Annotated in this window: 19 protein-coding genes; 9 read left to right on the top strand and 10 right to left on the bottom strand. The window is 72.0% G+C overall.

Annotated features, from left to right (window positions below):
* The first annotated feature begins 292 nt into the window (after positions 1 to 292).
* Together ACFYYR_RS31650 and ACFYYR_RS31645 are read left to right on the top strand one after the other, a co-directional pair.
* The gene (locus ACFYYR_RS31650) at positions 293 to 682 is read left to right on the top strand and encodes a PadR family transcriptional regulator (protein ID WP_388861346.1); all 390 of its coding nucleotides are present in this window, start codon (positions 293 to 295) and stop codon (positions 680 to 682) included.
* On the top strand, positions 679 to 1,839 hold the full coding sequence (locus tag ACFYYR_RS31645; RefSeq protein WP_388861344.1) for a hypothetical protein: 1,161 nt from the start codon (positions 679 to 681) through the stop codon (positions 1,837 to 1,839). Before ACFYYR_RS31650 ends, ACFYYR_RS31645 begins: the two co-directional genes overlap by 4 nt.
* A gap of 94 nt (positions 1,840 to 1,933) precedes the next feature.
* Here the strand turns inward: ACFYYR_RS31645 and ACFYYR_RS31640 are convergent, their stop codons facing one another.
* The 4 genes from ACFYYR_RS31640 to ACFYYR_RS31625 form a co-directional block, all read right to left on the bottom strand.
* Complete coding sequence (locus ACFYYR_RS31640; RefSeq protein WP_388861342.1) at positions 1,934 to 2,758, bottom strand: SAM-dependent methyltransferase; 825 nt, start codon at positions 2,756 to 2,758, stop codon at positions 1,934 to 1,936.
* A 131-nt stretch (positions 2,759 to 2,889) separates the two neighbouring features.
* Entirely contained in the window at positions 2,890 to 3,912 is a 1,023-nt protein-coding gene (locus tag ACFYYR_RS31635) for a tetratricopeptide repeat protein (RefSeq protein WP_388861339.1), read from the bottom strand.
* Positions 3,913 to 4,103: 191 nt separating this feature from the next.
* Positions 4,104 to 6,443 (bottom strand): collagenase, encoded by a 2,340-nt coding sequence (locus ACFYYR_RS31630; RefSeq protein WP_388861336.1) that lies wholly within the window; start codon positions 6,441 to 6,443, stop codon positions 4,104 to 4,106.
* Positions 6,444 to 6,723: 280 nt separating this feature from the next.
* Complete coding sequence (locus ACFYYR_RS31625) at positions 6,724 to 7,473, bottom strand: GntR family transcriptional regulator (protein WP_388861333.1); 750 nt, start codon at positions 7,471 to 7,473, stop codon at positions 6,724 to 6,726.
* A gap of 372 nt (positions 7,474 to 7,845) precedes the next feature.
* Between ACFYYR_RS31625 and ACFYYR_RS31620 the strand changes: the two genes are divergently transcribed.
* The 4 genes from ACFYYR_RS31620 (at position 7,846) to ACFYYR_RS31605 (ending at position 12,306) form a co-directional block, all read left to right on the top strand.
* Complete coding sequence (locus tag ACFYYR_RS31620) at positions 7,846 to 9,165, top strand: ABC transporter substrate-binding protein (protein ID WP_388861330.1); 1,320 nt, start codon at positions 7,846 to 7,848, stop codon at positions 9,163 to 9,165.
* A gap of 94 nt (positions 9,166 to 9,259) precedes the next feature.
* Positions 9,260 to 10,192, top strand: coding sequence for a carbohydrate ABC transporter permease (locus ACFYYR_RS31615; protein ID WP_388861327.1), 933 nt, complete (start codon positions 9,260 to 9,262; stop codon positions 10,190 to 10,192).
* On the top strand, positions 10,192 to 11,025 hold the full coding sequence (locus tag ACFYYR_RS31610) for a carbohydrate ABC transporter permease (protein WP_388861324.1): 834 nt from the start codon (positions 10,192 to 10,194) through the stop codon (positions 11,023 to 11,025). Before ACFYYR_RS31615 ends, ACFYYR_RS31610 begins: the two co-directional genes overlap by 1 nt.
* A 72-nt stretch (positions 11,026 to 11,097) precedes the next feature.
* On the top strand, positions 11,098 to 12,306 hold the full coding sequence (locus ACFYYR_RS31605; RefSeq protein WP_388861321.1) for an ABC transporter ATP-binding protein: 1,209 nt from the start codon (positions 11,098 to 11,100) through the stop codon (positions 12,304 to 12,306).
* On the opposite strand, the gene ACFYYR_RS31600 is transcribed toward ACFYYR_RS31605, so the two are convergent.
* Complete coding sequence (locus ACFYYR_RS31600; RefSeq protein WP_388861318.1) at positions 12,263 to 13,120, bottom strand: alpha/beta fold hydrolase; 858 nt, start codon at positions 13,118 to 13,120, stop codon at positions 12,263 to 12,265. The genes ACFYYR_RS31605 and ACFYYR_RS31600 overlap by 44 nt on opposite strands.
* Positions 13,121 to 13,523: 403 nt before the next feature.
* Here ACFYYR_RS31600 and ACFYYR_RS31595 point away from each other — a divergent pair, with 403 nt between their 5' ends.
* A complete protein-coding gene (locus ACFYYR_RS31595; RefSeq protein ID WP_388861315.1) occupies positions 13,524 to 14,603 on the top strand; it encodes an SCO0930 family lipoprotein in 1,080 nt (359 codons plus the stop codon).
* Between the two features lie 273 nt (positions 14,604 to 14,876).
* Here the strand turns inward: ACFYYR_RS31595 and ACFYYR_RS31590 are convergent, their stop codons facing one another.
* Positions 14,877 to 15,368, bottom strand: a complete 492-nt coding sequence (locus ACFYYR_RS31590) for an Asp23/Gls24 family envelope stress response protein (protein WP_388861312.1) — start codon at positions 15,366 to 15,368, stop codon at positions 14,877 to 14,879.
* 259 nt (positions 15,369 to 15,627) lie between these two features.
* Here ACFYYR_RS31590 and ACFYYR_RS31585 point away from each other — a divergent pair, with 259 nt between their 5' ends.
* Complete coding sequence (locus ACFYYR_RS31585; RefSeq protein ID WP_388861309.1) at positions 15,628 to 16,956, top strand: PP2C family protein-serine/threonine phosphatase; 1,329 nt, start codon at positions 15,628 to 15,630, stop codon at positions 16,954 to 16,956.
* Positions 16,957 to 17,021: 65 nt separating this feature from the next.
* Here ACFYYR_RS31585 and ACFYYR_RS31580 read toward each other — a convergent pair whose 3' ends face one another.
* From ACFYYR_RS31580 to ACFYYR_RS31570, 3 genes are all read right to left on the bottom strand, one after another.
* Positions 17,022 to 17,852 carry an RNA polymerase sigma factor SigF gene (locus tag ACFYYR_RS31580; RefSeq protein ID WP_388861350.1) on the bottom strand — a complete coding sequence of 277 codons (831 nt, stop codon included), beginning with the start codon at positions 17,850 to 17,852 and terminating at the stop codon, positions 17,022 to 17,024.
* Positions 17,853 to 18,046: 194 nt separating this feature from the next.
* Positions 18,047 to 18,802, bottom strand: a complete 756-nt coding sequence (locus tag ACFYYR_RS31575; protein ID WP_388861306.1) for a two-component system response regulator — start codon at positions 18,800 to 18,802, stop codon at positions 18,047 to 18,049.
* Positions 18,799 to 23,082: a HAMP domain-containing protein gene (locus tag ACFYYR_RS31570; RefSeq protein WP_388861303.1), complete on the bottom strand. Its 4,284-nt coding sequence runs from the start codon at positions 23,080 to 23,082 to the stop codon at positions 18,799 to 18,801. Before ACFYYR_RS31570 ends, ACFYYR_RS31575 begins: the two co-directional genes overlap by 4 nt.
* 91 nt (positions 23,083 to 23,173) lie before the next feature.
* Here ACFYYR_RS31570 and ACFYYR_RS31565 point away from each other — a divergent pair, with 91 nt between their 5' ends.
* Complete coding sequence (locus tag ACFYYR_RS31565) at positions 23,174 to 25,171, top strand: SpoIIE family protein phosphatase (protein WP_388861300.1); 1,998 nt, start codon at positions 23,174 to 23,176, stop codon at positions 25,169 to 25,171.
* Between the two features lie 138 nt (positions 25,172 to 25,309).
* Here the strand turns inward: ACFYYR_RS31565 and ACFYYR_RS31560 are convergent, their stop codons facing one another.
* Positions 25,310 to 26,509 (bottom strand): MFS transporter, encoded by a 1,200-nt coding sequence (locus tag ACFYYR_RS31560; protein WP_388861348.1) that lies wholly within the window; start codon positions 26,507 to 26,509, stop codon positions 25,310 to 25,312.
* Between the last annotated feature and the right edge of the window lie 251 nt (positions 26,510 to 26,760).

Genomic DNA, 26,760 nt, shown 5'->3' with positions numbered 1-26,760 from the left:
GGCGCTGTTTTTTGGTTGGGGGTTGGGGTTGTTTCGTCGTTTGTGTGGGTTTGGGGGGGGGGGGGGGGGGTGGGGGGGCGGGGGGGGGGGGCGGGGGGGGGGGGGGGGGGCGCCCCCCCCCCCCCCCCCCCCCCCCCCCACGCAGGTGCTTTCGGGGCGTGGACAGGCCCGCCCCGCCCGGAAATCGCCGCAGGAGCAGGCCGATCGGCCCCGCACACGGTGGAATCCCCGGGCCTGCCCCCCCCACCCCTTCGCTCCCGTCATATATCGGCATCCGATGTATGGTGGAGCCATGGCATCGCGACCACTGACCGAAGCGGGGTTCTTCGTCCTGCTGGCCCTGCTGGACGGCCCGCGTCACGGATACGGCATCAAGCAGGAGGCGGCCGAACTGTCCGACGGCCGCGTCGAGATGCGCGTCGGCACGCTCTACGGCGTCCTGGACCGGCTCACCGGCGAGGAGCTCGTGGAGCACGACCACGACGAGGTCCACCAGGGGCGGCTGCGCCGCTACTACCGCCTGACCGAGAGCGGCACCCAGGCGCTCGAGGCCGAGAAGGCGCGGATGGCCGCCAATGTGCGCGCCGCGGAGGAGCGACTGTCCGGACACCGGCCCACGAAGGCGCCGTCGCCGCGCCCCTCGGGCCGCACCCGTCCCGCCGGAGCAGGAGGAGCCGCATGAACGGGACCACGACGACACTGCTCGAGGAGCGCTTCCGGGCGCTGCTGCGCGTCCTGCCCGCCTACTACCGGCAGGAGCGGGAGGAGGAGATGGTCGACACCTTCCTCTCCGAGCGCGAACCGCTCGACGAGGAGGCGTCCCTCGGCCGGCCCGGTGCCCGCGAGGTGGCCGGTGTGCTGGCGCTGGCGGTCCGCAGCCGGCTGGCCGGCCCCGCCGCGCCCCCGCGCTACGCCGCGTACGGACGGGTCGCGCGGCTGGTGGCGTTTCTGGGCGTGGTGGCGCTGAGTTCGGCGACGCTGCTGTATCTCCTGACCGATGTGGCCACGCTGCTGGCGGGCGCCCCCGAGGAGCGGCGGGGCGTGCTCGATTCCCTGACCGGCCGGGGCTCCGTTGGACTGTGGTCGCTCGCCGCGTCCTGGCTTCCGCTCGGCTGGGTGGGCGCCTGTGCGGCACTGCTCGCCGGACGGTGGCGGCTCGCAGGGGTGTGCTCGATGGTGGCGTTCGTCCCCGGACTGCTGTCGGCTGCCGAGGATCTGTCGCTCGGGGGCGCGCCGTTCCCGTCGACGGCGCTGACCGGGCTCGAACTCCTGGTGGTGTGCACCACGGTGAGCGCGTTCCACGCGGGGGCACCGCGCCCCGAACTGCCCCGGCGTATCGCCGATCCGCTGCTCCCGGCCTGCTTCGTCGTCATGCTGGGCGGCATCGTGACCCAGGTGCTCCTGCCCGTCTACGACGAGGGGTACGGGTGGGTCTTCCTCTCGGCGGGGGCGCTGTGCCTGGCGCTCCGGGCCGTGGACCGCCGGCGAGCGGCGTCCAATGCGGCCGCGACCGCCGCCGGGCCGGCAGGCGGGGCCGGTGCCGGTGCCGGTGCCGGTGCCGCCGAGCGGACGGGTGGTGCACCGGCGCCGTGGAACGCCCTGCTGCCGTCGGCCCTGGCCGTGCTGGGGATTCCGGTGCTGCTGGAGCATGTCGCCGTGCTGTTCTTCCTGCACGGCACTGGTCTCCCGTCAGCGGTCCTGACGGTGAACGGCGTCCAGACCGCGGCGCTGGCCGCCCTGGAGCTCACGCTGCTCGCCGTCGGCGGACGGGCCCTGCTCCGGCACCCGCGCACCCGATCGGCCCCGGACCCCGATTCCAACACCCCCGCAGTGAACTGACGCAGCTTCAGGGAGCAACTGCCCCCGCCTGGTGGCCGCGAGGCGTCGCGGCCACCGGGCGGTGTGCCGTCCCGGCCCGTCCCCCGGTGGGGCCCTACGCCTTCTTCCGCGCGACGCCCGCCCAGTAGTACGCGGCGTTCGGGTCCTTCGGCGGCTCGCCCTCCGGGCGCCAGCCCATCACCGGCACCATGCCGGGTTCGATCAGTTCCCAGTCACCGAAGAACCGCTCGACCTGGCTCCGGTCCCGCGGCACCAGCGTCATCCGCCCCTGTTCGGCGGCACGGACGACGTCCGCCATGGCCTCCGGGTCGAAGTCCTGGCTGGGGTGGGTGATGGCGACATGGCTGCCGGCCGGGAGCGCGTCGAGGAGGGTGGCCACGGCGGCCCAGGGGTCCTCCCGGTCACTGACGAGCATGAGCATCGCCACCAGCAGCAGCCCGACCGGCTGTTCGAGGTCGAGCGTGCCGGTGAGGGCCGGGGAGCGGAGGATCTCCTCGGGCCGGCGCAGGTCGGCCTGGAGGTAGACGGTGCGGCCGCGGCCGTCGCCGTCGGTCAGGGTCTCGGCGTGGAACTCGGCGTGCGCCTGCACGATCGGATCGTTGTCCACACAGACGACCCGGCTGTCCGGGGCGACGATCCCGGTGACCGAGTGGGTGTCACCCGCCGCGGGGACGCCGGTGCCGATGTCCAGGAACTGCCGGATCCCGGCCTCTCCGGCCATGTAGCGCACGGCGCGGCCGAGGAATCTGCGGTTCTCCATGGCCATCGTCCGGATGCTGGGGATGGCTTGTTCGAAGGCCTGGCCCAGGGCCCGGTCGGCGGCGAAGTTGCTGCTGCCGCCGAGCCAGTAGTCGTACATCCGGGCGGAGTGCGGGAGACGGGTGTCGATCTGCGACGGCGCGGGCTGATCATTCGTCATGGCCTCAATGTGCACGATCCCGCCGGTGACTGCCACCGGCTCGGCGCACCCGGCCACCATCGGTCCTCCGCGTGGGGCCCGTATCCGCGCGCTTCAGCGCGAGGACCGGACCCTGCCACGGAGGAGCCGGGCTACGCCGCGCGCGCGCCGCCCGTCAGTTCGGCGCGGAACGATGCGACGCTGTCCCGGGCCTGTTCCAGGCCGATGCGCTCGAAGGTGCGACGGAGCTCGTCGAGGTCGGCCAGGGTCTCCCGGTCCGGACGGCCCAGCCGGGACCGCGACTTGACGAGGCCGAGCCGGGACAGCGCCTCACCCCGCGGTTCCTCGATCCCCTCGAACTGCCGCAGCGCGTCGGCGTAGACCCGGCCCGCCTCCTCGTACCGCCCGTCGCGGAAGAGCACGTTGCCCCGCATCTTGCGGTTGTAGGCCAGGGCGCTGGAGAGGTCCATCGTGCGGCAGATCTCCTCCGCCTCGGACAACAGCTCCAGCGCCCGCTCCGGCCGGCCCTGGAGGGAGAGCACATCGGCTATGCCCCGCAGGGCCCAGGCCCGGCCGCGGAAGTCGTCGGCGTTGCCCGCGACCTCGGCCCCCTCCTCGAACATGGCGAGCGCCGTGTCGTAGGAGCCGGTGTTGCGGTGCATCTGGGCGATGCCCGAGAGCGCCCACACCATGTGCCGGGCCTCGCCGTGCTCCCGGGCCTCCGCGAGCAGGCGTTCGTGCAGGTCGCGGACGGCCTCGTAGTCGCCCTGGATGCGGCCGGTCTCCGCGAGGCCGGCGACGGAGTAGCCGAGTGCCAGCCGGTCCCCGCCCTGCTCCGCCAGTTCGACCGCGGCGGCCAGCCAGCGGCGGGCGAGGGGCAGCCTGCCGCACTGCCGGGCGAGGGTGCCCCCGCTCCACAGGGCCCAGGCCATCGCTCCCCGGTCCCCGGCCCGCCGGGCGGCCCGGTAGCTCTCCCGCCAGGCACGCTCGGCGTCCTCGACCCGGCCGAGCCGCCGGTTCGCCTCGGCCACGGCGAGACCGGCCCGCGCGAACTCCAGGACCGACTGCCGCTGTTCCTCACTCGCCTTGGCCAGAACCTCCTCGTACGAGGAGTTCACGGAGAGGGAGGAGCCGAGGGCTCCCTGGTATTCGGGGGCGAACGCCTTGCCGTACATGATCCCCTGTCTTCCTGATCGATGTGCCTTCCCACAGAAAACTACGAGATCGGGGATCTTCATCAATCAGCCCCCACGCTGGTTGTGACGTCAACCCGTGGTCTGACAACCGCCGTCCGGAGATCATCTCGGAGATGTACGCACGACGGCCGCTCCCCTCGGGGAAGCGGCCGTCCTCGCAGGTCACAGCGTTACGGACGGAGAGGTCCGGTGCAGGAGTAGTCCGCCGTCGCAGCAGTCCTGTCGGCCCAGACCGTGGCCTTGTCGTACTGGCAGACCATGTCGGCCAGGTTGTTCATCGCGGGTGCGGCCCGTTCCAGGATGAAGTAGTCGACGGTCGCCGCCATCGCCTTGCTGACGGCGCCGGGCGAACTGCCGTCGTCGAGCCGGGCGGTGATCCGGCCGGTACAGGTGAAGCGGGGGATGTCGGCCCGGGCGCTCTGCTTGCACGCCGGGGTCTGCTGGGTCGCCTCGCGCAGGCTGTTCTCCACGGCCTTCGGCTGGGTGGCGTACAGCTTCCGCAGCGGGGTGTACTCGGTGCGGGGCACGAACAGGTCGTCGTACTCGGCGATCCGCTCGTCCAGATAGCGGTCGTAGGCCTTCTGGAGCTCGGCGTCACCGCTGAGCCGGTTGCGGAAGGCGTCGAAGCCGGCCACGTCGTCGGAGCGCAGATGACCGTACATCTCGGTGAGCAGCTCCGGCCAGTGGCGGCCGAGCATCGCGAAGAACGAGCCGGCGTAGCTGTAGAAGCGGAAGCCGTCCCGGGCGTACTCGGCGTGCAGCAGCTCCCGGACGGTCATCCGGGGGCCGCCGTTCTGGGTGTCGCGCATGACGGAGCCGATCAGGTCCTTGCGCTGCTTCACCCCGTCCTCGCGGGTGGCCCCGGCCAGGTACTCGGCCATGCCCTCGTCGAACGCGGTGGTGCGGTCGCCCTCGTACCACGGCCCCTCACCGAAGAAGCCCGGCACGGCGAAGCGGCCGTTGAGGTAGTGGGTGTACTCGTGCCGGAAGAGCTCCTCCAGCGTGAGGCGGGAGTCCTGGGGGACGCGCCGCTGGTAGGTGTAGAAGGTGGCCCCGTTCTCGATGTAGACGCCGCCGTTGTCGGTGCCCATGTCGTAGAGGTACGGATGGAACTTCTCGTAGTCGGCGCGCGAGGCGTAGAGCCGGATGCTGAGCTTGCTGTTGGGGTCCCCGGCGAGCGGCTCATGCGCGCCGAGGATCCGGAAGAACTGGGCCTTGACCTGCACGGAGGCGTAGTACAGCTGTTCCACCGTGGGGTTGTCGAGGGCGGTGCGGGTCTCGATGCCGCCGTCCTCGTAACGGTAGGCGCGCGGGAAGACCTCGGCCTCGACGTCGGAGCGGCAGGCCCGGTGCGGGGCGCAGAGCCGGTGGTGCTCCAGCCAGGAGGCGAGGGCGAGCCAGGGCGCGGAGAGCCGCTGGAAGCGCTCGGTGACCACGGGGAACAACTGCTGGAGGTCGCGCAGCAGTTCCTGCCGTACGGGGGCGAGGGTGCTCAGGCGTCCGTACTCGCTGAGCCCGTCGCGGATCAGCCAGCTGTGCTCGGCGGTCAGATGGGTGTAGCCGCTGAACGCCCGGAGCGCCGCCCGGTAGCCGGAGTCGGCGGCGACGGCGGCCTCGAAGGCGTCGTCGGAGGTCGTCAGGCCGCGGAAGTTGAGGATCAGGGCGTCGAGGGCGGCGGTGCGGCGAACCTGGCTCCGCCACTGGTCGGTGCTGCCGTCGACGGCGCGCAGCAGCTTCTCGAGCAGCCCGAGGAAGTGCTGCCGCACCCCCTCGGTGTCCAGCACGATCATGAATTCGTGCAGGGTGCCGCCGGCGAGCGCGGTGTCGTCGAAGGCGTGGGAGTTGGCCGTGAACGCGTCGGCGGCGTCACGGACAGCGGCGGCGAAGGCCGCGCCCCCGAGGTCGATGTCGTCCCGGTACCAGTCGTGGTAGACGGCGGCGTGCAGGAACCACCACAGCTCGTACAGGTGCCCGGAGTTGCTGCCGTCGTTCTGCGGGGAGACGGTGGCGATGCGGGACAGGACCGCCCGGGCGTGCTGCGGGGTGAGCACCCGGGCCAGGTCGGTGTCGTAGGTCCACACCAGATTCCGCAGGCAGTTCTCCACGGTGACGTCGGAAGCGGTGAGGAAGTCCGCCAGTCCGGACGGGCTCAGGCGTCCCACGTCGGCGCGGGTGCAGGGCACGGCGGCCTCGGCGCCGTCGGCCCCGGGGCGGCCCGGAACGACGGTCCGTACGGCGCCCTGCGGCGCCTCGGTGAGCCGGGTGCCCTCCGGGGTGAGCGGGGCGGGGACGGTGGCGGGTGAGACGGCCGGGGCCTTGGCGAGCCGGACGGCGTGGTCACGGTCGTGCGGGGCGGGCGCCGGACGGTCCGCGCGTGCCGCGGGTGCGGCGGCCGGGCCCGGTGCGGCGGGGGCCGCCTGGGCGACGGGCGAGAGGCAGAGGCCGGCCAGCAGGGCGAACACCGGCCCGGCGGTCAGAGCTCGACGGTGGGGACGTCTGAGCGTGGGCATGGGTGGGGTCCTCTCAACGGAGGGTTGCGGCCCGGGGCCGCGCAGTCGAGAGTAGGGTGTGACATTTTACTGATGGGGAGAAGAGAAGAACCGGCCAAGAAATGACAGAGCGTCAAGGGCGGAAGGGTGCCCATCCATACGCCGCCCACCGTCGGGCGCCGGCTGCGGCACACCCTGCTGTGCCCCCTTATGCGGTACGAGGTCAGTCCTCCCGCATGTGACGGCCGTTCACCTGCGCGGCGTGTCACCGACCGGATGCGGGCCGGGGCCGCCGCCCGCTTCAGCGCCGCGCTCCGCCACGGGAGCCGCGGTCTTCGCCCCCGTCGCGGTCACCCTCCACGTCACCGTCGGCCGGCCGGCCCTCGGCCCACAGCGTGCGGACGTGCCCCAGATGGTCGCCCATGCACACCTCGGCACCCTCGGCGTCCCCCACGAGCAGCAGGTCCAGCAGCCGCTCGTGCTCCTCCGCCGAGGCGACGAGAACACCGCGTTCCGCGAGGCCGGTCAGCCCGTAGAGGCGGGAGCGCTTGCGCAGGTCACCGACGACTTCCACCAGCCGTTCGTTTCCGGCCAGGGCGAGGAGCGACAGATGGAAGCGCCGGTCGTGCTCCAGATAGCCGATCAGATCGCCCGCGCACGCCGCCTCGACGATCCGCGCGGCGACGGGGCGCAGCGCCTCCAGTTCGGCCCGCGGGGCGGTGCGGGCGATCCGGCCCATCAGCGGGACCTCGACGAGGCGCCGGATCTCGGTGTACTCGTCGAGGTCGCGTTCGGAGACCGCGGTGATCCGGAAGCCCTTGTTGCGGACGGGCTCGACCATCCCCTCCTTGGCGAGGTCCAGCATGGCCTCTCGGACCGGGGTCGGAGAGACCCCGAACTGCCCGGCGAGCGCGGGAGCGGAGTAGACCAGTCCGGGGCGGAGTTCACCGGCTATGAGTGCGGCCCGCAGCGCGTGGGCCACATGGTCCCGGATGTTGCGCCGCTCGGGCACGAGGGGCAGCTTCAGCGGGGAACCGTGGTCGGCGGTCATGGGCGCTTCTCCTCGAGCGGCGAGGGCGTGACGGTGACGGGACCGGCCGGGCAGAGCGACCTGCGCCCAAGATATCGGCGGGCCGGTCCGGCGCGCTCGGCGGCCCGGCAGCAGGGGACCCCCGACAGCCGCCGCCACCGACTTTCTTGACGACTCATCACCACAGAGGGCTCGACACGCATCATCTCCCAGGGTCCGCTCCCACTGCGGCACACCGGAGGTCACACCTGGAGAAACCGACCGAGAAATCCACCTCTGTCCCTTTCATGGCGCTTGATATAGGTTTGCCCCCGCTCTAAGGTCCCTGTGACGGAGAACTGCGCAGGGTGACGCCCGTGGTGCCACCGGGCCCCGGAATGAGGTGCAGGACGCATGGACGGACGGGTCGGGGCAGGCGCGGGGCACCGGCCCGGGCGCGGGGCGCGGGCCCGGCGCCCGCGGACACTGCGCGCCCTCGCCGTGGCCCCGCTGCTGGCGGCCTCGCTGCTCACCGCCTGCGGGGGCGAGCAGACCGCCGGCCGCCCCACCCTCAACTGGTACAACTTCCCCGACGACTCGGGCGCCCTGCAGAAGGCGGCCGACACCTGCAGCAAGGCGTCGGGCGGCCGCTACACCATCAGCTACCACAAGCTGCCCCGCACGGCGGACGGCCAGCGGCAGCAGCTGGTGCGCAGGCTCGCCGCCCAGGACAGCTCGCTCGACATCCTGGGGCTCGACGTGACGTGGTCCCCCGAGTTCGCCGAGGCCGGCTGGATCCGGCCGTGGACCGGGGCGGCCCGGCGGCAGGCCGTCGCGGACACCCTGCGGGTCCCGCTGCGCACGGCGATCTGGCAGGGCAAGCTGTACGCCGCCCCGTACAACACCAACACCCAGCTGCTGTGGTACCGCGACGACCTCGTCCCGAACCCGCCCCGGACGTGGGCGGAGATGCTGGACATCGCCCGGCGGCTGGCCGCCGAGGGCAAGCCGCACTACGTGGAGATCCAGGGGGCCCAGTACGAGGGGCTCACCGTCTGGTTCAACTCCCTGGTGACGAGCGCCGGGGGCAGCATCCTCACGCCGGACGCGTCCGCGCCCTCCCTCGGCCCGCCCGCCGTGCGGGCCGCGCAGATCATGCACGACCTGGCGACGTCCCCGGCGGCCGATCCCTCGCTGTCCAACCAGATGGAGGACGAGAACCGGCTGGCCATGGAGTCCGGCACGGCGGCCTTCGAGATCAACTACCCGTTCGTCTATCCGTCGATGAAGACCAACAACCCGCGGCTGTTCCGGCACTTCCGCTGGGCTCCCTATCCCCGGGTCGACGCCGGCCGGCCGTCCCACGCGACGATCGGCGGCATCGACCTGGCGATCTCGCAGTACTCGCGCCACCCCGACGAGGCCTTCGAGGCCGCCCTCTGTCTGCGCAACCGGGAGAACCAGCTGGCCGCGGCCCTGCAGGGCGGCCTGCCGCCGACCCTGCGGAGCCTGTACTCCGACCCGGCCCTGCGGAAGAGCTATCCGTTCTCGGGGGTGGTGCTCGACGCGCTGGAGACGGCGAGCATCCGGCCGCAGACCCCCGCGTACCAGAACGTGTCGATCGCGATCTCCCACGCGCTCTCTCCCCCGTCCGACATCGCGCCGGTGAGCTCCGTCTCCGAGGCCTCGGAGCAGATCCGGCAGGCCCTGCGGTCCGAGGGGCTGGTCCCGTGAGCCGTCCACCCGCCCGCCCCGGTCCCGTGCCCGATGCCGTGCCCCATTCCGTGCCCCATCCCGTGCCCGATGCCATGCCCGCAGGGAGTTCCCGATGAGCCGTCAGGAGGTACCGGCCGGTGGCGCGCCCCCGGCGGCGGACCGGGCGCTGTCGACCGGAGCCCGGCAGGAGCGGCGGCTCGGCTGGCTGCTGTGCGCTCCGGCCGTCGTGGTCATGCTCGCCGTGACGGCCTACCCCATCGGCTATGCCGTGTATCTGTCCCTCCAGCGCTACGACCTGCGCTTCCCCGCGCAGGCGGAGTTCATCGGGCTCCGCAACTACGGCGCCGTGCTCAGCTCGCCGTTCTGGTGGACGGCGTTCTGGGTGACCGTGCTGATCACCGCGGTGTCGGTGGCGATCGAACTCGTCCTGGGCATGTGCCTCGCCCTGGTGATGCACCGCACCCTCTTCGGCCGCGGCACGGTCCGGACGGCGATCCTGGTGCCGTACGGGATCGTGACGGTGGTCGGGGCGTTCTCCTGGCAGTACGCCTGGACCCCCGATCTCGGGTATCTGGCGGGGCTGCTGCCCCCGGGAAGCGCGCCGCTGACCGAGCAGTGGCCGGCCATCGGGCTGATCATCCTGGCCGAGGTGTGGAAGACCACGCCGTTCATGGCGCTGCTGCTGCTCGCGGGGCTGGCCCTGGTGCCGGAGGAGACGCTGCGCGCCTCCATGGTGGACGGCGCCCACGCCGGACAGCGGCTCTTCCTGGTCATCCTGCCGCTGATGAAGCCGGCGATCCTGGTGGCGCTGCTGTTCCGCACCCTGGACGCGTTCCGGGTGTTCGACAACATCTATGTGCTGACCGCGGGCGCCCACGACACGGGGTCGGTGTCGATCCTGGGCTACGACAACCTGTTCACCGCGCTGAACCTGGGCATCGGATCGGCGATCTCGGTGCTGATCTTCATCTGCGTCGCGATCATCGCCTTCGTCTTCATCAAACTCTTCGGCGCGGCCGCACCCGGTTCGGAGGTGAGACGCTGATGGCGGAGGCAGGCAAGCGGCACGCCCTCGGCTGGACCGTCGTCAATGTGGTGGTGGTGCTCTACGCGCTGTTCCCGGTGTGGTGGATCGCCGCCCTGTCGTTCAAGGACCCCAGCACGCTCACGGACGGCGACTTCGTCCCGTCCAAGTGGACGCTGGCGAACTACCGGGGCATCTTCGAGACCTCGGAGTTCACCCGGGCGCTGATCAACTCGATCGGGATCGCGCTCATCGCGACGCTGATCGCCGTCGTGCTCGGCACCATGGCCGCCTACGCGGTGGCGCGGCTGCGCTTCCCGGGCAAGCGGCTGCTCATCGGGATGTCGCTGCTGATCGCCATGTTCCCGCCGATCTCGCTGGTGTCGCCGCTGTTCAACATCGAGCGGATCCTGGGGCTGTTCGACACCTGGCCGGGGCTGATCATCCCGTACATGACGTTCTCGCTGCCGCTGGCGATCTACACGCTGTCGGCGTTCTTCCGGGAGATCCCCTGGGACCTGGAGAAGGCCGCCAAGGTGGACGGCGCCACGGCCGCCCAGGCCTTCCGGCTGGTGATCGTGCCGCTGGCGGCGCCGGGCGTCTTCACCACGGCCATCCTCGTCTTCATCTTCTGCTGGAACGACTTCCTGTTCGCGATCTCGCTCACCTCGACCACGGCGGCCCGGACCGTGCCCGCCGCCATCGCGTTCTTCACCGGGAGCTCGCAGTTCCAGCAGCCGACCGGCTCGATCGCCGCGGCCGCCGTGGTGATCACCATCCCCATCATCATTTTCGTACTGTTGTTCCAGCGGCGGATTGTCGCCGGACTGACCTCCGGGGCGGTCAAGGGCTGACCGGCCACCCGGGGATCCCCCGGCCCCGGGGCCGACGGCGGCCCGCCGACCAGAGGACAAGGAAGAGCGACCATGGCCGAGATCATTCTCGAGGGCATCACCAAGCGGTACCCGGACGGCGCGGTCGCCGTGCGGGACATCGACCTCGCGATCGCCGACGGCGAGTTCGTGATCCTGGTCGGCCCCTCCGGCTGCGGGAAGTCCACCACGCTCAACATGATCGCCGGCCTGGAGGACATCACCGAGGGCACGCTGCGCATCGGGGACCAGGTCGTCAACGACCGGGCCCCCAAGGACCGCGACATCGCGATGGTGTTCCAGAGCTATGCCCTGTACCCGCACATGAGCGTCCGGGACAACATGGGCTTCGCGCTGCGGCTGGCCAAGACCGACAAGGCGACCATCCGTACCAAGGTGGAGGAGGCCGCCCGGATCCTCGATCTGACGGAGCACCTGGACCGCAAGCCCGCGAACCTGTCCGGAGGACAGCGCCAGCGGGTGGCGATGGGGCGCGCGATCGTCCGCGACCCCAAGGCCTTCCTCATGGACGAGCCGCTGTCCAACCTGGACGCCAAGCTCCGGGTCCAGATGCGGACCCAGATCTCCCGGCTGCAGCAGCGGCTGGGCACCACGACGGTCTACGTCACCCACGACCAGACGGAGGCCATGACCCTCGGCGACCGGGTCGTGGTGCTGCGGGGCGGGGTCGTGCAGCAGGTCGGCACCCCGCAGCACCTCTACGACGAGCCCCGCAACCTGTTCGTGGCGGGGTTCATCGGCTCCCCCGCGATGAACTTCCTGCACGCGACGCTGGAGAACGGCGCCCTGCGCACCTCGCTGGGCGCCATGCCGCTCGACGACCGCACCCGGCAGGCCCTGGAACGGCAGAACGCGCCGCGCGACCTCATCGTCGGCTTCCGGCCGGAGGACTTCGAGGACGCGTCACTGGCGGACCCGGGGCGCACCTCCTCCGCGTTCACCTTCACCGTCACCGTGGACGTGCTGGAGTCGGTGGGTTCGGACGTCTACGTCTACTTCACCGAGGAGACGGGAGCGCCCGTCAGCGCCGAACTGGAGGAGCTCGCGGCCGACTCCGGCCTGCGGGAGACCGGGTCGCACGGCGACCAGATCGTCACCCGGCTCGACGCGGCCACCCGGGCACGGGAGGGCCACCCCCTCGAGCTGACGCTCGACGTGGCCCGGGGCCACATCTTCGACCCGGGCACCGGCACCAACCTCACCCACCCCGAGCACGTCGACCGCGACCGACCGGCCCGATGAAGGTCTCGACCGCCCGGACGAACGCGTCGGGCCGGTCCTCGGGGATGAGGGTGCGGCTGTCCTCGACCTCCTCCAGGCGGGCGTCCGGCAGCAGTTCCACGAACCGGCGCCCGTGAGAGGGCGGCATCACCCGGTCCTCCGCCGCCCAGAGGACCAGGGTGGGCCGGTCGAAGGTGCGCAGCCCCTCGGCCGCGTCCAGCATGTCGTTCGGCCGGGCCGAACGGAGATACGCCGTCAGGTCCCGCCGGACGGCACGGGAGGTGATCAGTGGGCGGAACCACTGCTCGCTGATCTCGTCGGGGACGGGCCGCTTCGTCATCCACCCCAGCGCGGTCGGGCCGCGGCGCAGCGCCGGCACCCGGAGCGCCTGCGCCACCGGGAAGAGCCCTCCCGGGAGCTTCCCGGCCAGGGAGACGGCCTTGCCGGGCAGCCCCGGCGGGAAGTTCTCGAAGGCTTCGCAGGAGGAGATGACCAGCCGCGCGATCCGGTCCCGGCTCCGGGCCGCGGCGAACAGGAACAGACCGGAGTCGTTGCCGGCCAGCGTCACATCGCGCAGGTCGAGCCGCTCCAGTAACTCCGACTGGAGCCGTCCGATGCCCCGGGGCGACAGATCGGCCCCCGGGCGCATCGGAGTGCGGTGACCGCCGAGGGGCAGCACGGGCACCACGACGCGGTGCCGGCGGCTCAGCTCCGGGACGACCTTCCGGTAGAGCGAACCGTCCATGCCGAGACCGTGGATGAGGACCACGACCGGGCCGTCCCCTCCCGTGTCCTCGTACTCCACGGTTCCGGCGCTGAGTTCGATGCTGGGCATGACTCTCCTCCTGGGCGCGCGGGCGGATGGGGTCATGATCTGACGCCCCCTGCTCGGCAGGTCACGGGGCATCCGATGCCGACGGCGGGGCGCGCCCCGCTCCCCCGCGATGTCGTCACGTCGCGACGCAGGACAGCTCTCCCCTCGGCCGTGGGGCACCCGGGAGTCCATACGCTGACGTACGGTTTGACCATACGCCACCGTATGGTCCGGCACAAGAGCGGACGTGGCCCGTCGGCGCGGCCGGTGGGGGCCGCGCGTCCGCACGGCGCCCCCGGGCCCCGCCCGGCGCCTCCGCCGAAAACTCCTCGCCGTTCGTTGAACACCCTCCGCGGCGCCTGCGTACCTAGACCCGAGCGCCGCGTGGAGATGCCCGGTGAGAAGACGAACGTGAGGATTGGTTATGGGGAAGTGGCGAACTGTGTCGCTCGCCGGTGTGGCCGCGAGCATGCTCCTGGTCTCGGCGTGCGGCTCGGAGGCGAAGCCGGCCAATACCGACCTGGTCCAGCCGGCGGCCGGTTCGGCCGCTCCGAACGCCGGAACCGGCCAGGCGGGCAACGCCCCTGCGGGCAACACCCCCGCGGGCTCCAAGAAGGAGGAGGGCGAGTCCGAGGCCGCGGGCGAGCTCGCGGTGCGGGCCGACGCCAAGCTGGGTCCGATCGTGACGGACGGCGAGGGCCGGACGCTCTACCGCTTCGACAAGGACACCCCCGACCCCGCCAAGTCCAACTGCGACGGTGACTGCGCCAAGACGTGGCCGCCCGTCCCGGCAGCCGAAGCCAAGGCGTCCTCCGGCCTCAACCCCGACCTCGTCGGCTCGGTCACCCGCTCGGACGGCACCGAGCAGCTCACCGTCGGCGGCTGGCCGATGTACCGCTACGCCAAGGACGCCAAGGCCGGTGACACCAAGGGGCAGAACGTCGGCGGCACCTGGTTCGCCTCGGCGCCCGACGGTGCGAAGTCCGGCAAGGAGCGCCCCAAGCTCGGCGTGCTGAAGAGCCCCGAGCTGGGCGAGGTGCTGACGGACAAGAACGGCAAGACGCTCTACCTCTTCACCAAGGACACCCCGTGGCCGATGAAGACGGCCTGCGACGACAAGTGCCTGGAGAAGTGGACCCCGTCGGAGCCGGTCAGCGCGGCGGACGCCAAGGCCGCGGGCATCGACCCGAAGCTGCTCTTCACCTTCACCACCCCGAACGGCACCAAGCAGGAGGCCATCAACTGCTGGCCCGCGTACACCTTCAAGGGTGACAAGGAGCCCGGCCAGACCAACGGCCAGGGCGTGGGCGGCACCTGGTTCGCCATCAAGAAGGACGCCGAGAACGACCGGGGCAAGACCATCCCCGCGGCCAAGGGCAAGGCGGGCGGCGGCGCCGAGAAGGAGGGCTCGTCCTACAGCGGCGGCGCCGCGGACAGCGGTTCCTCGGCGGACAGCGGCTCCACCGACACCTACGGCTCGACCGGTGGCGGCTACGGCTACTGACCTCCGCCCGGCCCGGAGTGACGGTCCGTCCGTAGCGGACTGAAGGAGCCTGGGACGGCGGGGTGACAGGCCCCGCCGGAGCGGAACACCCACGATCCCGTCACCGGTGCGCACCGGTGACGGGATCGTGCTGTGCGGCCGCGCCCGTGCTCTGCCGATGAGGCTCGGTCCGCCCCGCGAGCGGGGGGCCGCGGTCCGGAGGACAGGGCGTGACGGAGGCCAGGGCCTGGCGGAGGACAGGGCCTGGCGGGGGACAGGGCCTGGCGGAGGGGCCTAACGGACCCTGGCGCCCTCGGACTCCTCGTCCTCCTCGCCGGGCAGATGTACATCGTCGACGGCCACGTTCACCTCGACGACCTCGAAGCCCGTCATCCGTTCCACCGCCTCGACGACGCTCTCCCGCACCTCGCCGGCGACACTGGTGATCTCGGCGCCGTACTCGACGACCACATCGAGGTCGAGCGCGGCCTGCCGCTCACCCACCTCGGCCTTGACCCCGCGGGCGACGCTCGGCCGCATGCCGGGGGTGCGCTCGCGGACCGCGCCGAGGGTGCGGGCCATGCCGGCTCCGAGGTCGTGGATGCCGGGTACGTCCCGGGCGGCCATCGCGGCGATCTTCACCACGACGCCGTCGGCGATGGAGGTGGACCCGCGTTCCGTGGGGGCCGCCGGCTTCGCCGTCGCGGACGGCGCCGCGCTCTTCGTGGAGACACCGGCCCCACGGGAGGCGTTCTTCTCCGTTGCTGTGCTGGGCTGCTCCGCCATGGCGAGCCACTCCTCTCCAGAGGTCCTGGACGGTCCGTTCGGCGGCGCGCGTTCCCGCGCATCCCGGCCCCCTTCGTCCAGCGTAGGTGCGGCTCCGGCCCCCGGCGCGGTGGACGCCGGCGGCCACCGGTGTCCACCGCGCACGGACCGGGAGCGGACAGGTCTGGACGTTCTGCGCAATGTCCGTAGGATGGGCTGTCCTCGCAGGTGGAAGCCTTCCTTCCGGGTTGGTGGGCCTGCCGGAGGGGAGGGCTGCGCGATGGCTTCGAGCGGTGCGACGGCTTCCAGCGGCACGATGCCCACGGACCGGACCGGGGAACGGGCGCGGCTGGCGGCGGTGCGCCGCTACGCGATCCTCGACACCCCCGCCGACGGCACCTTCGACCGGGTGGCCGGTCTCGCGGCGCGGATCTTCGATGTCCCGATGGCGTCGGTGACGATCGTCGACCGGGACCGGATCTGGTTCACCGCCCAGCGGGGGCTGCCCGCCGGCATCTCGGAGATCGCCCGGGAAACGGGACTGTGCGCCTCCGCGATCCTGGACGGCCGGCCGTACGTGGTGACCGACGCGCGCCGCGACCCGCGGACGGCGGGCCATGCACTGGTGCGCGGCAAGCCGGGAGTGCGGTTCTACGCGGCCGCCCCGATCACCAGCGCCGGGGGCCACCGGCTCGGCACCGTCAACATCATGGACACCCGCCCGCGCCGGATCGGCGACCGCGACCTGGCGACGCTGGCGGATCTCGCCGCCGTCGTCATGGACGAGCTGGAGCTGCGGCTGTCGGCGATGCGTACGCTGCGGGTCGAGCGGGACATGCGGATCCGGGTGGAGACCGAACGGGCCCGCCTGGCCCACCTGGCGTCCGTGCTCCAGCGCACCCTGCTGCCGCCCGCCCTGCCCCGCGTACCGGGCCTGGACGTGGCCGCGCACTACGAGATCGCCTCGGCCGACCAGGTGGGCGGCGACTTCTACGACCTGTTCCCGCTGGGCGACCGGCGCTGGGGGTTCTTCCTCGGCGACGTCTGCGGCAAGGGCCCGGAGGCCGCCGCGCTGACCTCACTGGCCCGCTACACCCTCAGGTCGGCCGCCGTGCACAACCCCGACCCGGTGGCGGTGCTGCGCATCCTCAACACCGTGCTGCTGCACGAGGAGCAGGGCGACGACCCCCGCTACTGCACCGTGCTGTTCGGGCTGCTCGCACCGGACGGCGACGGGTTCACCGTCACCCTGGCCGGCGGCGGCCATCCGCCCGCGCTGCTGCTGCGCCGGGAGGGGGCGGTGGAGCCGCTGCACCCGCCGGGCGGACAGCTGATCGGTGCGCTGCCCGATCCGCACATGGCCCGGATCACCGTCCGGATGCGGCCCGGGGACGGGCTGCTGCTGCACAGCGACGGCCTGACGGAGGCCCGCACACCGGGCGGCGGCATGCTCGGCGAGGAGGGGCTGCGGGAGCATCTGGCCGTCTCCCGCCCGGCGGCGGCCGGAGCGGACGGCGTGCTGACCGACCTGCGGAAGCTCCTGGTGGGCCTGGACGCCCGGCTGTGGGACGACACGGCGCTGCTGGCCCTGGTCGTGCCGCGGGCCTGAACGCCGCCGCACCCGGCGCCCGCGGGCACCGGGTGCGGTTTCGGCGGTCCGTCGTGGGCGGCGGTTCAGCGCTGGGTCAGCAGCCCGCTGCGCAGGTTGCCGAGCATCCGGGTGAGCAGCCGGGACACATGCATCTGGGAGACCCCGAGCTCGGCACCGATCTCGGCCTGGGTCATCTCCGCACCGAACCGCATCTGCAGGATGCGGCGGTCGCGCTCCCCGAGCTGCTCGACGAGCGGCTTGAGCGCCTGGAGGTTCTCCACCCCTTCCAGGGCCGGGTCGAGTTCGCCGATGCGCTCCGCGAAGGTCGCGCTCCCGCTCTCGGTGCTCTCGTCCACCGGCACGTCCAGCGACCCGGCCGTGTAGCCGTTGCTGGCGACGAGCCCCTCGACGACCTCTTCCTCGCTCAGCCCGAGGTGCTCGGCGATCTCGGTGGTCGTGGGGGCCCGGTTCATACGCTGGGACAGCTCGTCGTTCGCCTTGGCGAGGTCGATGCGCAGCTCCTGGAGGCGCCGCGGCACGTGGACCGACCAGCTGGTGTCCCGGAAGAACCGCTTGATCTCGCCGATGATGTACGGCACGGCGAAGGTGGTGAACTCGACCTCGCGCGACAGGTCGAACCGGTCGATCGCCTTGATCAGACCGATCGTTCCGACCTGGACGATGTCCTCCATGTCGTCCGCGCGGTTGCGGAACCGGGCGGCGGCGTAGCGGACGAGGGAGAGGTTCAGCTCGATGAGGGTGTTGCGCGCGTACTGGTGGTCGTGCGTGCCCTCCTCCAGCACCGCCAGCTGGTCGAAGAAGAGCTTCGACAGCTCTCGGGCGTCCCGGGGGGCCACCTTGGTCGCGTCCTCGACCCAGGGGAGTTCTGTCGTCCGGGTGTCGCTCTCCTGCATGGGCTCACTCGTCGTGCGATGAGCCGGTGCCGTGGATACCGTGGCGCTCACGTGGCCCTCCCCTTCTTCCGCGTTGTGCGGCGCCTACCCCGGTTCGCCGGGGCCACACCTACCGATTTCGGTGAACCGGCGAGAACGCCGCGCGGCGCGTCTTGTGGCGCGGCGCGTGGGGGTGGCGCATGGTGCCGATCCGGCTACCCGTCGTCGCTCACGCGCAGCCGGCCCACGACGCGTTCCAAGTCGGCGATGCGGTCGGCGAGTCCGGCCGTGCCGCCCGTGCTCCCGGTCCCGCGCCCCGAACTCTCCGCGTCGCGCAGCAGGAGTTCGATCTGGGCGAGCTGCGCGGCGACGTCGCCCAGCCGCGGCTCTCCGCCCGGGGTCTTTGCGCCGGTGTCCTGGGCCGGCCGGTCCCAGTCGGCTCCGGCGGCCTCGGCCGCGTCGGTGGTGTCGGTGGTGTCGGTGGTGTCGGTGGTGTCGGCGGCGGACCGCCCGGGTTTGCTGTCGGCGACCAGCAGCCGCCGCAACTGCTCGGCCTGGGCGGCGAGCTGGCGGTTCTTGCGGTGCAGCTCCAGGAAGACATTGACCTTGGTGCGCAGCAGCCACGGGTCGAACGGCTTGGTGAGGAAGTCCGCCGCGCCGATGGCGTAGCCCCGGTAGGCGTAGTCCGTCCCGGCGTCGGTGCCGGTCAGCAGGATGACCGGGACGTCCTTGGTCTGGTCGAGGCGTTTGATGTTGGCCGCGGTCTCGAAGCCGTCCATGCCCGGCATGAGGACGTCGAGCAGGACGACGGCGAACTCCTCGCGGAGCATGGCCTTCAGGGCCTCTTCTCCGGACCGGGCGCGCACCACGTGCAGGTCGAGGGAGCCCAGCACCGCTTCCAGGGCGACCAGGTTCTCCTCGATGTCGTCCACGATCAGGATGCTCGACTTCTCGGGTGCGGGGGTGCTCATGTCCGCTGCCTCGGGGGATCCTCGTCGTCCCGTTCGGCACCTGCCGGGGCGGCGCCGTCCTGCTCGGGCACCACGGGGCCGTCCTCCGCGTCCTGCGGGTCGAGCAGGTCGCAGATGACCGTGAGCAGCCGGTCGACGTCGACGGGTTTGGGGACGTAGTCGCGGGCTCCGCTGTCGATCGCCTTCTCGCGGTCGCCGGGCATGGCCTTGGCGGTGAGCGCGATGATGGGGAGGTCGGCGAAGCGTGGGGTGCGCCGAATGGCCTGGATCGTCTCGTATCCATCCATCTCGGGCATCATGATGTCCATCAGGACCAGGGACACCTCAGGCGAGCGGTCCAGGACCTCCAGGCCCTCCCGTCCGTTCTCCGCGTACTTGACGGTGATGCCGACGCGGCCGAGCACATGGGTGAGGGCGAAGACGTTCCGGATGTCGTCGTCGACGATCAGGATGCTGCGCCCGGCGAGGACCCGGCCGGGGCGGCCGCCCAGCCACTCCTTGAGCCGGGTGGTCTCCGGCCAGGTGTCGTCGCCGTCGTCGGCGGCGCGGGTCCGGCGGGCGGTGAGGCTCTCGGAGCTGCCGTACACCCCGCTCGGCGCGGCGTCGGCCGCGGTCGGCAACGGGCCGGTCCGCTTGGTCAGTCCGGCCGAGGGCGGGGCGGTGGAGGCCGCGGCGGGGAGCGTCCGCGGTTCGGCGGCGGTGGACACTCCGGAGTACCGCGACGGGACGTAGAGGGTGAACCGGGAGCCGACGCCCGGTTCGCTCTCGGCGACGATCCGGCCGCCGAGCAGCCCGGCGATCTCCCTGCTGATGGAGAGGCCGAGGCCGGTGCCGCCGTACTTGCGGTTGGTGGTGCCGTCCGACTGCTGGAAGGCGTCGAAGATCACCGAGAGTTTCTCGGCGGGGATGCCGATGCCGGTGTCCTTGACCGAGAACGCGATGACGGACTCGGCGTTCTTCAGGCTCTCCTCGGGGAACTTGCTGCCCGGCACCCGTTCGACGCTGAGGTCCACACCACCGGACGAGGTGAACTTGATCGCGTTCGACAGCAGGTTGCGCAGGATCTGCTGGAGGCGCTGCTCGTCGGAGAAGAGCTCGCGGGGCACCTCCTCGCCGACGGTGACCTCGAAGGCGAGACCGCGGTCGCCGGCGAGCGGCCGGAACGTGGCGTGCACGTAGTCGAGCAGCTTGATCAGCGGCAGCTTCTTCGGGTGCACGTCCATCCGGCCCGCCTCGATCTTCGACAGGTCCAGGATGTCGTTGATCAGCTGGAGCAGGTCGGAGCCGGAGCGGTGGATGGTGGAGGCGAAGTCCACATCCTGCTCGGAGAGCCGGCCGTCGGGGTTGTCGGCGAGCAGCCGGGCCAGGATGAGCAGCGAGTTGAGCGGTGTGCGCAGCTCGTGCGACATGTTGGCCAGGAACTCGGACTTGTACTGCGAGGAGGTGGCGAGCAGCGCGGCCTTCTCCTCCAGTTCGGCGTTGGAGCGCTGGAGCTCGTCGGAGCGCTGGCGCAGCTCGGAGGTCAGCCGCTGGGACTCGGACAGCAGGGCCTCGGTACGGGCGTTGGCGATGATGGTGTTGATCGAGACGCCGATGGTGTTCACGAACTGGTCGATGAAGGCGAGGTGGACCTCGTTGAAGCGGCTGAACGACGCCAGCTCGATCACGCCGAGCACCTGGTCCTCGAAGAGGATGGGAAGGATGACGATGCTGGCCGGGGGCGCGGAGCCGAGCCCGGACTCGATGGTGATGTAGTCGGGCGGCGCGGACTCGAAGAGGATGCGCTTCTTCTCCACCGCAGCCTGGGCGATCAGGCCGCGGCCGGGGGTGCCGGAGCCCGGGAGCGGTCCGTGGTGGGTGTCGTGGCCGGCGCCGTACCCGGCGATGAACTCCAGGCCCTCCCCCGGTTCGGCTCCTGCCTTGGAGAGGAAGAACGCCCCGAACTGGGCGTTCACCAGCGGGGTGAGCTCGCGCAGGATCAGGTCGGCGACCTCGACGAGATCGCGGTGGCCCTGCATCAGGCCGGCGACCCGGGTGAGGTTGGACTCCAGCCAGTCCTTGGCGCGGGTGGTCTCGCGGAGGTTGGCCACCATGAGGTTGATGTTGTTCTTCAGCGCCGCGACCTCGCCCTGGGCCTCGACGGAGATGGACCGCGACATATTGCCCTGGGTGACGGCGCTGGCGACCTCGGCGATCGCCCGCACCTGCGTGGTGAGGTTCAGCGCGAGGTCGTTGACGCTGGTGGTCAGCTGCTTCCAGGTGCCGTAGACGCCCTCGACGCGCGCCTGTCCGCCGAGGCGCCCCTCGGTGCCCACCTCGCGGGCCACCCGGGTCACCTCGGAGGAGAACGAGGAGAGGGTGTCGACCATCGTGTTGATGGTGGTCTTGAGCTCCAGGATCTCGCCGCGCGCGTCCACGTCGATCTTCTTCGACAGGTCGCCCTGGGCGACGGCGGTGGCGACCTGGGCGATGTTGCGCACCTGCGAGGTCAGGTTGTACGCCATGAAGTTGACGTTCTCGGTGAGGTCCTTCCAGACCCCGGAGACGCCGTGGACCTGGGCCCGGCCGCCGAGCCGGCCCTCGGTGCCGACCTCGCGGGCCACCCGGGTCACCTCGTCGGCGAACGCGCGCAGCTGCTGGACCATGGTGTTCACGGTGTCCTTGAGCTCCGCGATCTCACCGCGGGCGTCCACGTCGATCTTCTTCGACAGGTCGCCGTTGGCGACGGCGGTGGTCACCTGGGCGATGTTGCGCACCTGCGAGGTCAGGTTCAGCGCCATGGAGTTGACGTTGTCGGTGAGGCCTTTCCACACTCCGGAGACGTCCCTGACCTGGGCCTGGCCGCCGAGGTTGCCCTCGGTGCCGACTTCCCGGGCCACCCGGGTCACCTCGTCGGCGAACGCCGACAGCTGGTCCACCATCGTGTTGATCGTCGACTTCAGCTCCAGGATCTCGCCCTTCGCCTCCACCGTGATCTTCTGCCCGAGGTCGCCCTCCGCGACGGCGGTGGCGACCAGGGCGATGTTCCGGACCTGCGAGGTCAGGTTGTCGGCCATGAAGTTGACGTTCTCGGTGAGGTCCTTCCAGACCCCCGAGACCCCCCGGACCTGCGCCCGGCCGCCGAGCCGGCCCTCGGTGCCCACCTCGCGGGCCACCCGGGTCACCTCGTCCGCGAACGCCGACAGCTGGTCCACCATCTTGTTCACGGTGTCCTTGAGCTGGAGGATCTCGCCGCGGGCGTCGACCGTGATCTTCTGGCTGAGGTCGCCGTTGGCGACCGCGGTGGTCACCTGGGCGATGTTGCGCACCTGCCAGGTCAGGTTGGACGCCATGAAGTTGACGTTGTCCGTGAGGTCCTTCCACACCCCGGAGACCCCGCGGACCTGCGCCCGGCCGCCGAGCTGGCCCTCGGTGCCCACTTCCCGGGCCACCCGGGTCACCTCGTCGGCGAAGGCCCGCAGCTGGTCGACCATCTTGTTCACGGTGAGCTTCAGCTCCAGCAGCTCACCGGTGGCCTCGACCGTCACCTGCTGGGTGAGGTCACCGGTCGCCACCGCGGTGGTGACGACGGCGATGTCGCGGACCTGGGCGGTGAGCCGGGCGGCCATGGTGTTGACCGCCTCGGTCACATGGCGCCAGTCGCCGGAGAGTCCCTGCACCTTGGCCCGGCCGCCGAGCCGGCCCTCGGTGCCCACCTCGCGGGCCACCCGGGTCACCTCACCGGTGAACAGCGAGAGCTGGTCCACCATGCGGTTCACCCCGGCCCCCAGGCGCCTGAGGTCGCCGCGGAGCTCGCGGTTGCCGTCGTGCAGGTCCACGTGCTGGGTCAGGTCGCCGTCGGCGACCGCGTCCAGCACCCGGGTGGCCTTGCCGACCGGTACGACGAGGGCTTCCACCAGGGAGTTGGCCGCGTCCACATTGGTCGCCCAGGCCCCCGGGCCGGGACTCGCGGTGATCCGCTCGTCCAGCCGCCCCTGCCGCACCACCTCGCGGCGCACCCGCTGGAGCTCGGACGCGAGGTGCTCGTTGCGCGCGACGATCCGGTTGAAGAGACCGGCCATCTCGGTCAGGACACCCTCGTCAGCGCTCCCGACACGCACGGTGAAGTCACCGTCGCACAGGGAGTTCATGGCGGCGAGCATCGGCCGTAGCTCACTCGCACGCACCCAGTGGCCGTCCGGGGCTGATCCGGACGGGCCGACACCTTCGGATTTTCCCTCGGATTCCGCGGATGACGAGGTGGAGACGGCGGAATCCGGCGGGGCAGAGTCACGTGCCATGACAGCCCATTCGCAGTCATCTATGTATCCGGGTATGTCATAGTATAGGACCCCTCAGGGGTCTCATCGCCCGATGCACCAGGGGGCCCATATGAGGCCGTTGTCCACCCCGCCTCACGAGTTCGTCTCCCGGACCAGCCTGGCGGCCAACCAGCTCGCGGCCTCCAGGGCGCGCACCTTCGTCCGCGCCGTTCTCGCGGAGCGGCCGGTCCCGAGGCTGTCCGCGTCCCGCGCGATCACCGACCGCCTCGTGGACGACGCCGAGCTGCTCGTCAGCGAACTGGTCACCAATGCCGTGATGCACGCGGGCACCGACATCGACGTCGTGTGCTACCTGGAGACCGGCGACAGCCGGCCGGACGCCCAGGACAGCGGCGCACGGGCACCGGGCGAGCCCCCGGCGGCGGGCGAGGAGGAGCCGGTCGGAATCGTCGTCGAGGTGTCGGACCACCACCCCTCCAGCGTGGTCCGGGGCGGCCTGGACGCCCGGCGGGACGGCCGCGGGTTCGGCCTCCAGCTGGTGGGGGCGCTGGCCGAATCCTGGGGCGTCACCTACCGGCACGACGAGAAGGCGGTGTGGTTCCGGCTCGAACCCGCGACGGACGAGTCCCAGCTCGCCGGGGCCCCGGGCGGACTCCGCCGCGACCTGCGGCTGCCGGAGAATCCGGCCCCGGCGCCCCTGCGCGAGCTCGGCGGACACGGAGCGGAACGGTCCGACCGCGGAGGGTCCTCGTTCCTCGCCGAGGCCGGAGAACTCCTCGCCGGACAGCTCGACGAGGACATGGTCGCGGCCCTGGCCGGGCAGCTCCTGGTGCCCCGGCTCGCCGACTGGTGCGGGGTGTGGCTCAGCACCGAGGCGGGCGGCATGCGGCTGTCCCGGGTGTGGCACGCGGACGAGCGCCGGATCGACGCACTGCGCGAGGACCTGGAGAAGGAACCGCCCCACGGGCGGCTGCGCACCGCGGGGATCGCCTGGCCGTGGCCGGAGCACGCGGACGGGGCGGGCGGCTCCGCGCTCGCCTTCCCGCTCGTCGCCGGAGGCTCCTGCCTGGGCATGCTGATCATCGGCCGGGCGGACCAGCAGCGGATGACCGACGGGGTGGTGCGCACCGTGGAGGACGTGGCGCGCCGGGTGGCCCAGGCCGTGGTCACTGCCCGCCAGTACACCCGGCAGACGGCGATCAGCCGCGCGCTCCAGCGCCGGCAGCTGCCCATCTCGCTCGCCCGGATCCCCGGCATCGACACGGCCCTGGTCTACGAGCCGCACGGCGAGGGGCTGACCGTGGGGGGCGACTTCTACGACCTGTTCCCGATGAGTGACGCCCGCTGGTCCTTCCTGCTCGGCGACGTGCAGGGCAAGGACCCGGAGGCGATGTCGGTCACCGGCCTCGCCCGGCATCTGGTGCGGCTGCTGGCCCGCGAGGGCCACGGAGTCGAGTCGGTGCTCGGCCGGCTGAACGTCGCCATGGCGGAGGAGAGCGCCGAGGCGGTGGCGCTCGGCGGGGAGCACGCCCGGCCGCGCTTCCTGAGCCTGCTCTACGGGGAGCTGGAGCCCGATCCCGTGGCGGGCGGCGCCCATGTCACCATCGCCAGCGCCGGGCACCCGCTCCCGCTGCGGCTGGCCGTCGACGGCGCGGTGGAGCCCCCGGTGGGCCCGCAGATGCTGCTGGGGATCGACGAGGGGGCCGAGTTCCTCGCCAGCTCCTTCGACCTGGCACCCGGGGAGACCCTGCTGTGCGTGACCGACGGCGTCACCGAACGCCGCAGCGGCGACTGGCAGTTGGACGACAACGACGGCCTGTCCGAGGTGCTGCGGGAGTGCGTCGGCCTGGGCGCGAAGGCCGTCGCGGAACGGGTGCGGCGCGCGGCCCACGACTTCGACACCGGCCCGGTCGAGGACGACCTCTCCGTACTGGTGCTCCAGGCGGTGACGACCCCGGCCGGCCCACCGGGCGTGCTGCACCGGCAGCGGCAGCGCCCCGCGCCGCCCCCCGCGGCCCCGCAGCCGGCCGGGACGCCCCCGCCTCGGCCCGCCGGACGGCCGATGCCGGCGCCGCGCGGCGAACCGGGGAGCGTGCGCGGGGCCTGAGGGGCGCCGGGAGTGGCGGAGGGTTGCTGAGGAGCCGCGGCCGGTCGCGACGGGGCGCGGCGGGATGGCGGAGAGTCGCGGCGGGCCGCGGCGGGGAACGGGGCGAGGGGCACCGCCCGCTGAGGGCTCAGCCCCGTTTCAGGGACGGGGGTTGGCCGGTGCACCCGTTCCGGACTCGGTGACGGGAGGCGTCGTCGCAGGAGGCGCGTCCTCCAGCCCGGCGGGTTCGTCGAGCCCGTGCAGCATCAGCCGGCCCACGGCGGGCAGGACGATCAGCGGGGCGAGGGCGGTCTGGAGCGTGGTGGCGTCGGCGACGGCACCGATGAGCGGAGTGGCGATGCCCCCGATGCTGGCGGTCAGGCCCAGGGTGACCCCGCTGGCGGTGCCGACGCGGCGCGGCAGGAAGTCCTGGCCGAGCGTGACGTGCAGGGAGAACGGCACGTACAGGGCGGCCGAGGTCAGGGCGACGAAGACGTAGAACAGCGGCCCCGGGACGAGGACGACTCCGGCCACGGCCACGACCGTCACGGTGTAGGACCGGCGCACGACCGTGACGCGCCCGAACCGGCCGGCGAGCACACCGCCGACGACCGTGCCGATCGCGCCGCCGAGGTAGAGCACGAACAGGGCGGCGGTTCCCCCGAAGTCCCCGCCTCCGGTGCGCTGCTCGGCGTAGAGGGAGATGAAGGCGCTCAGGCCGACGAACACGACGGAACGGCACACGACCGCCCCGGACAGCTTGAGGAAGGAGCTCCAGTCGTCGCGGCCGGCCGGCCGGGCGGATGCGGCGGCACCGGCCGTCCCACCGGGGGCTTTCGCGGCCCGCAGTGCGGCCACGCAGAGCACCGCGCCCGCCAGGGCCGGAACGACCAGCAGGGGTGAGGCGTGCAGTCCGCCCGTCGCCATGACGGCGGAGACCAGGAGGGGGGCGGTGGCGAAGCCGAGGTTGCCGCCGAGGGAGAACCAGCCCATCGCCGCGTGACTGCCGCCGCTCGCCGCACGGGCGACGCGGGCGGACTCGGGATGGTAGGCCGCGACGCCGATACCGGAGACCGCGACGACCACCAGAGTGAGCATGTACGAGCCGCTGAGGCCGCTGAGGGCGACCCCGAGACCGCCCGTCAGGGTGCTCACGGGCAGCAGCCACGGCATCGGCCACTTGTCGGTCAGTGCGCCGAACAGCGGCTGCACCACCGAGGAGAGCAGCGAGGCCGCCAGGACGATGCCGGACGCGGCGGCGTAGGTGTAGGCCCGCTCCGCGACGAAGAACGGCACCAGGGCCGCCACGGCACCTTGGTAGACGTCCACACAGGCGTGCCCCAGCGACAGGAGCGTGATGGAGGTGTTGTTGGAGGCTGCGGTGCGGGGGCCCGAGGAGTGGGTGGCTGAGGTGTCGGCAGGTGTGGTGCGGCGGGCCGCGGTGTGGGCGGGGGTGGTGTCGGAGGCGGTGGTGTCGGACGCTCTGGTGTCGAGCGTAGTGGTGTCGAGCGCTGCGGTGTCGGCGGACGTGATGCCGGTGCGGTCGTCGGCTGCCGGGGCATCGGAAAACGGGTGGTCGGAAGCAGTGTGGTTCGTCGGCACCCATCGAT

This window comes from Streptomyces sp. NPDC001922, assembly GCF_042891165.1.
Classification (GTDB): Bacteria; Actinomycetota; Actinomycetes; order Streptomycetales; family Streptomycetaceae; genus Streptomyces.
This window is presented reverse-complemented; position numbering and strand designations above follow the sequence as displayed.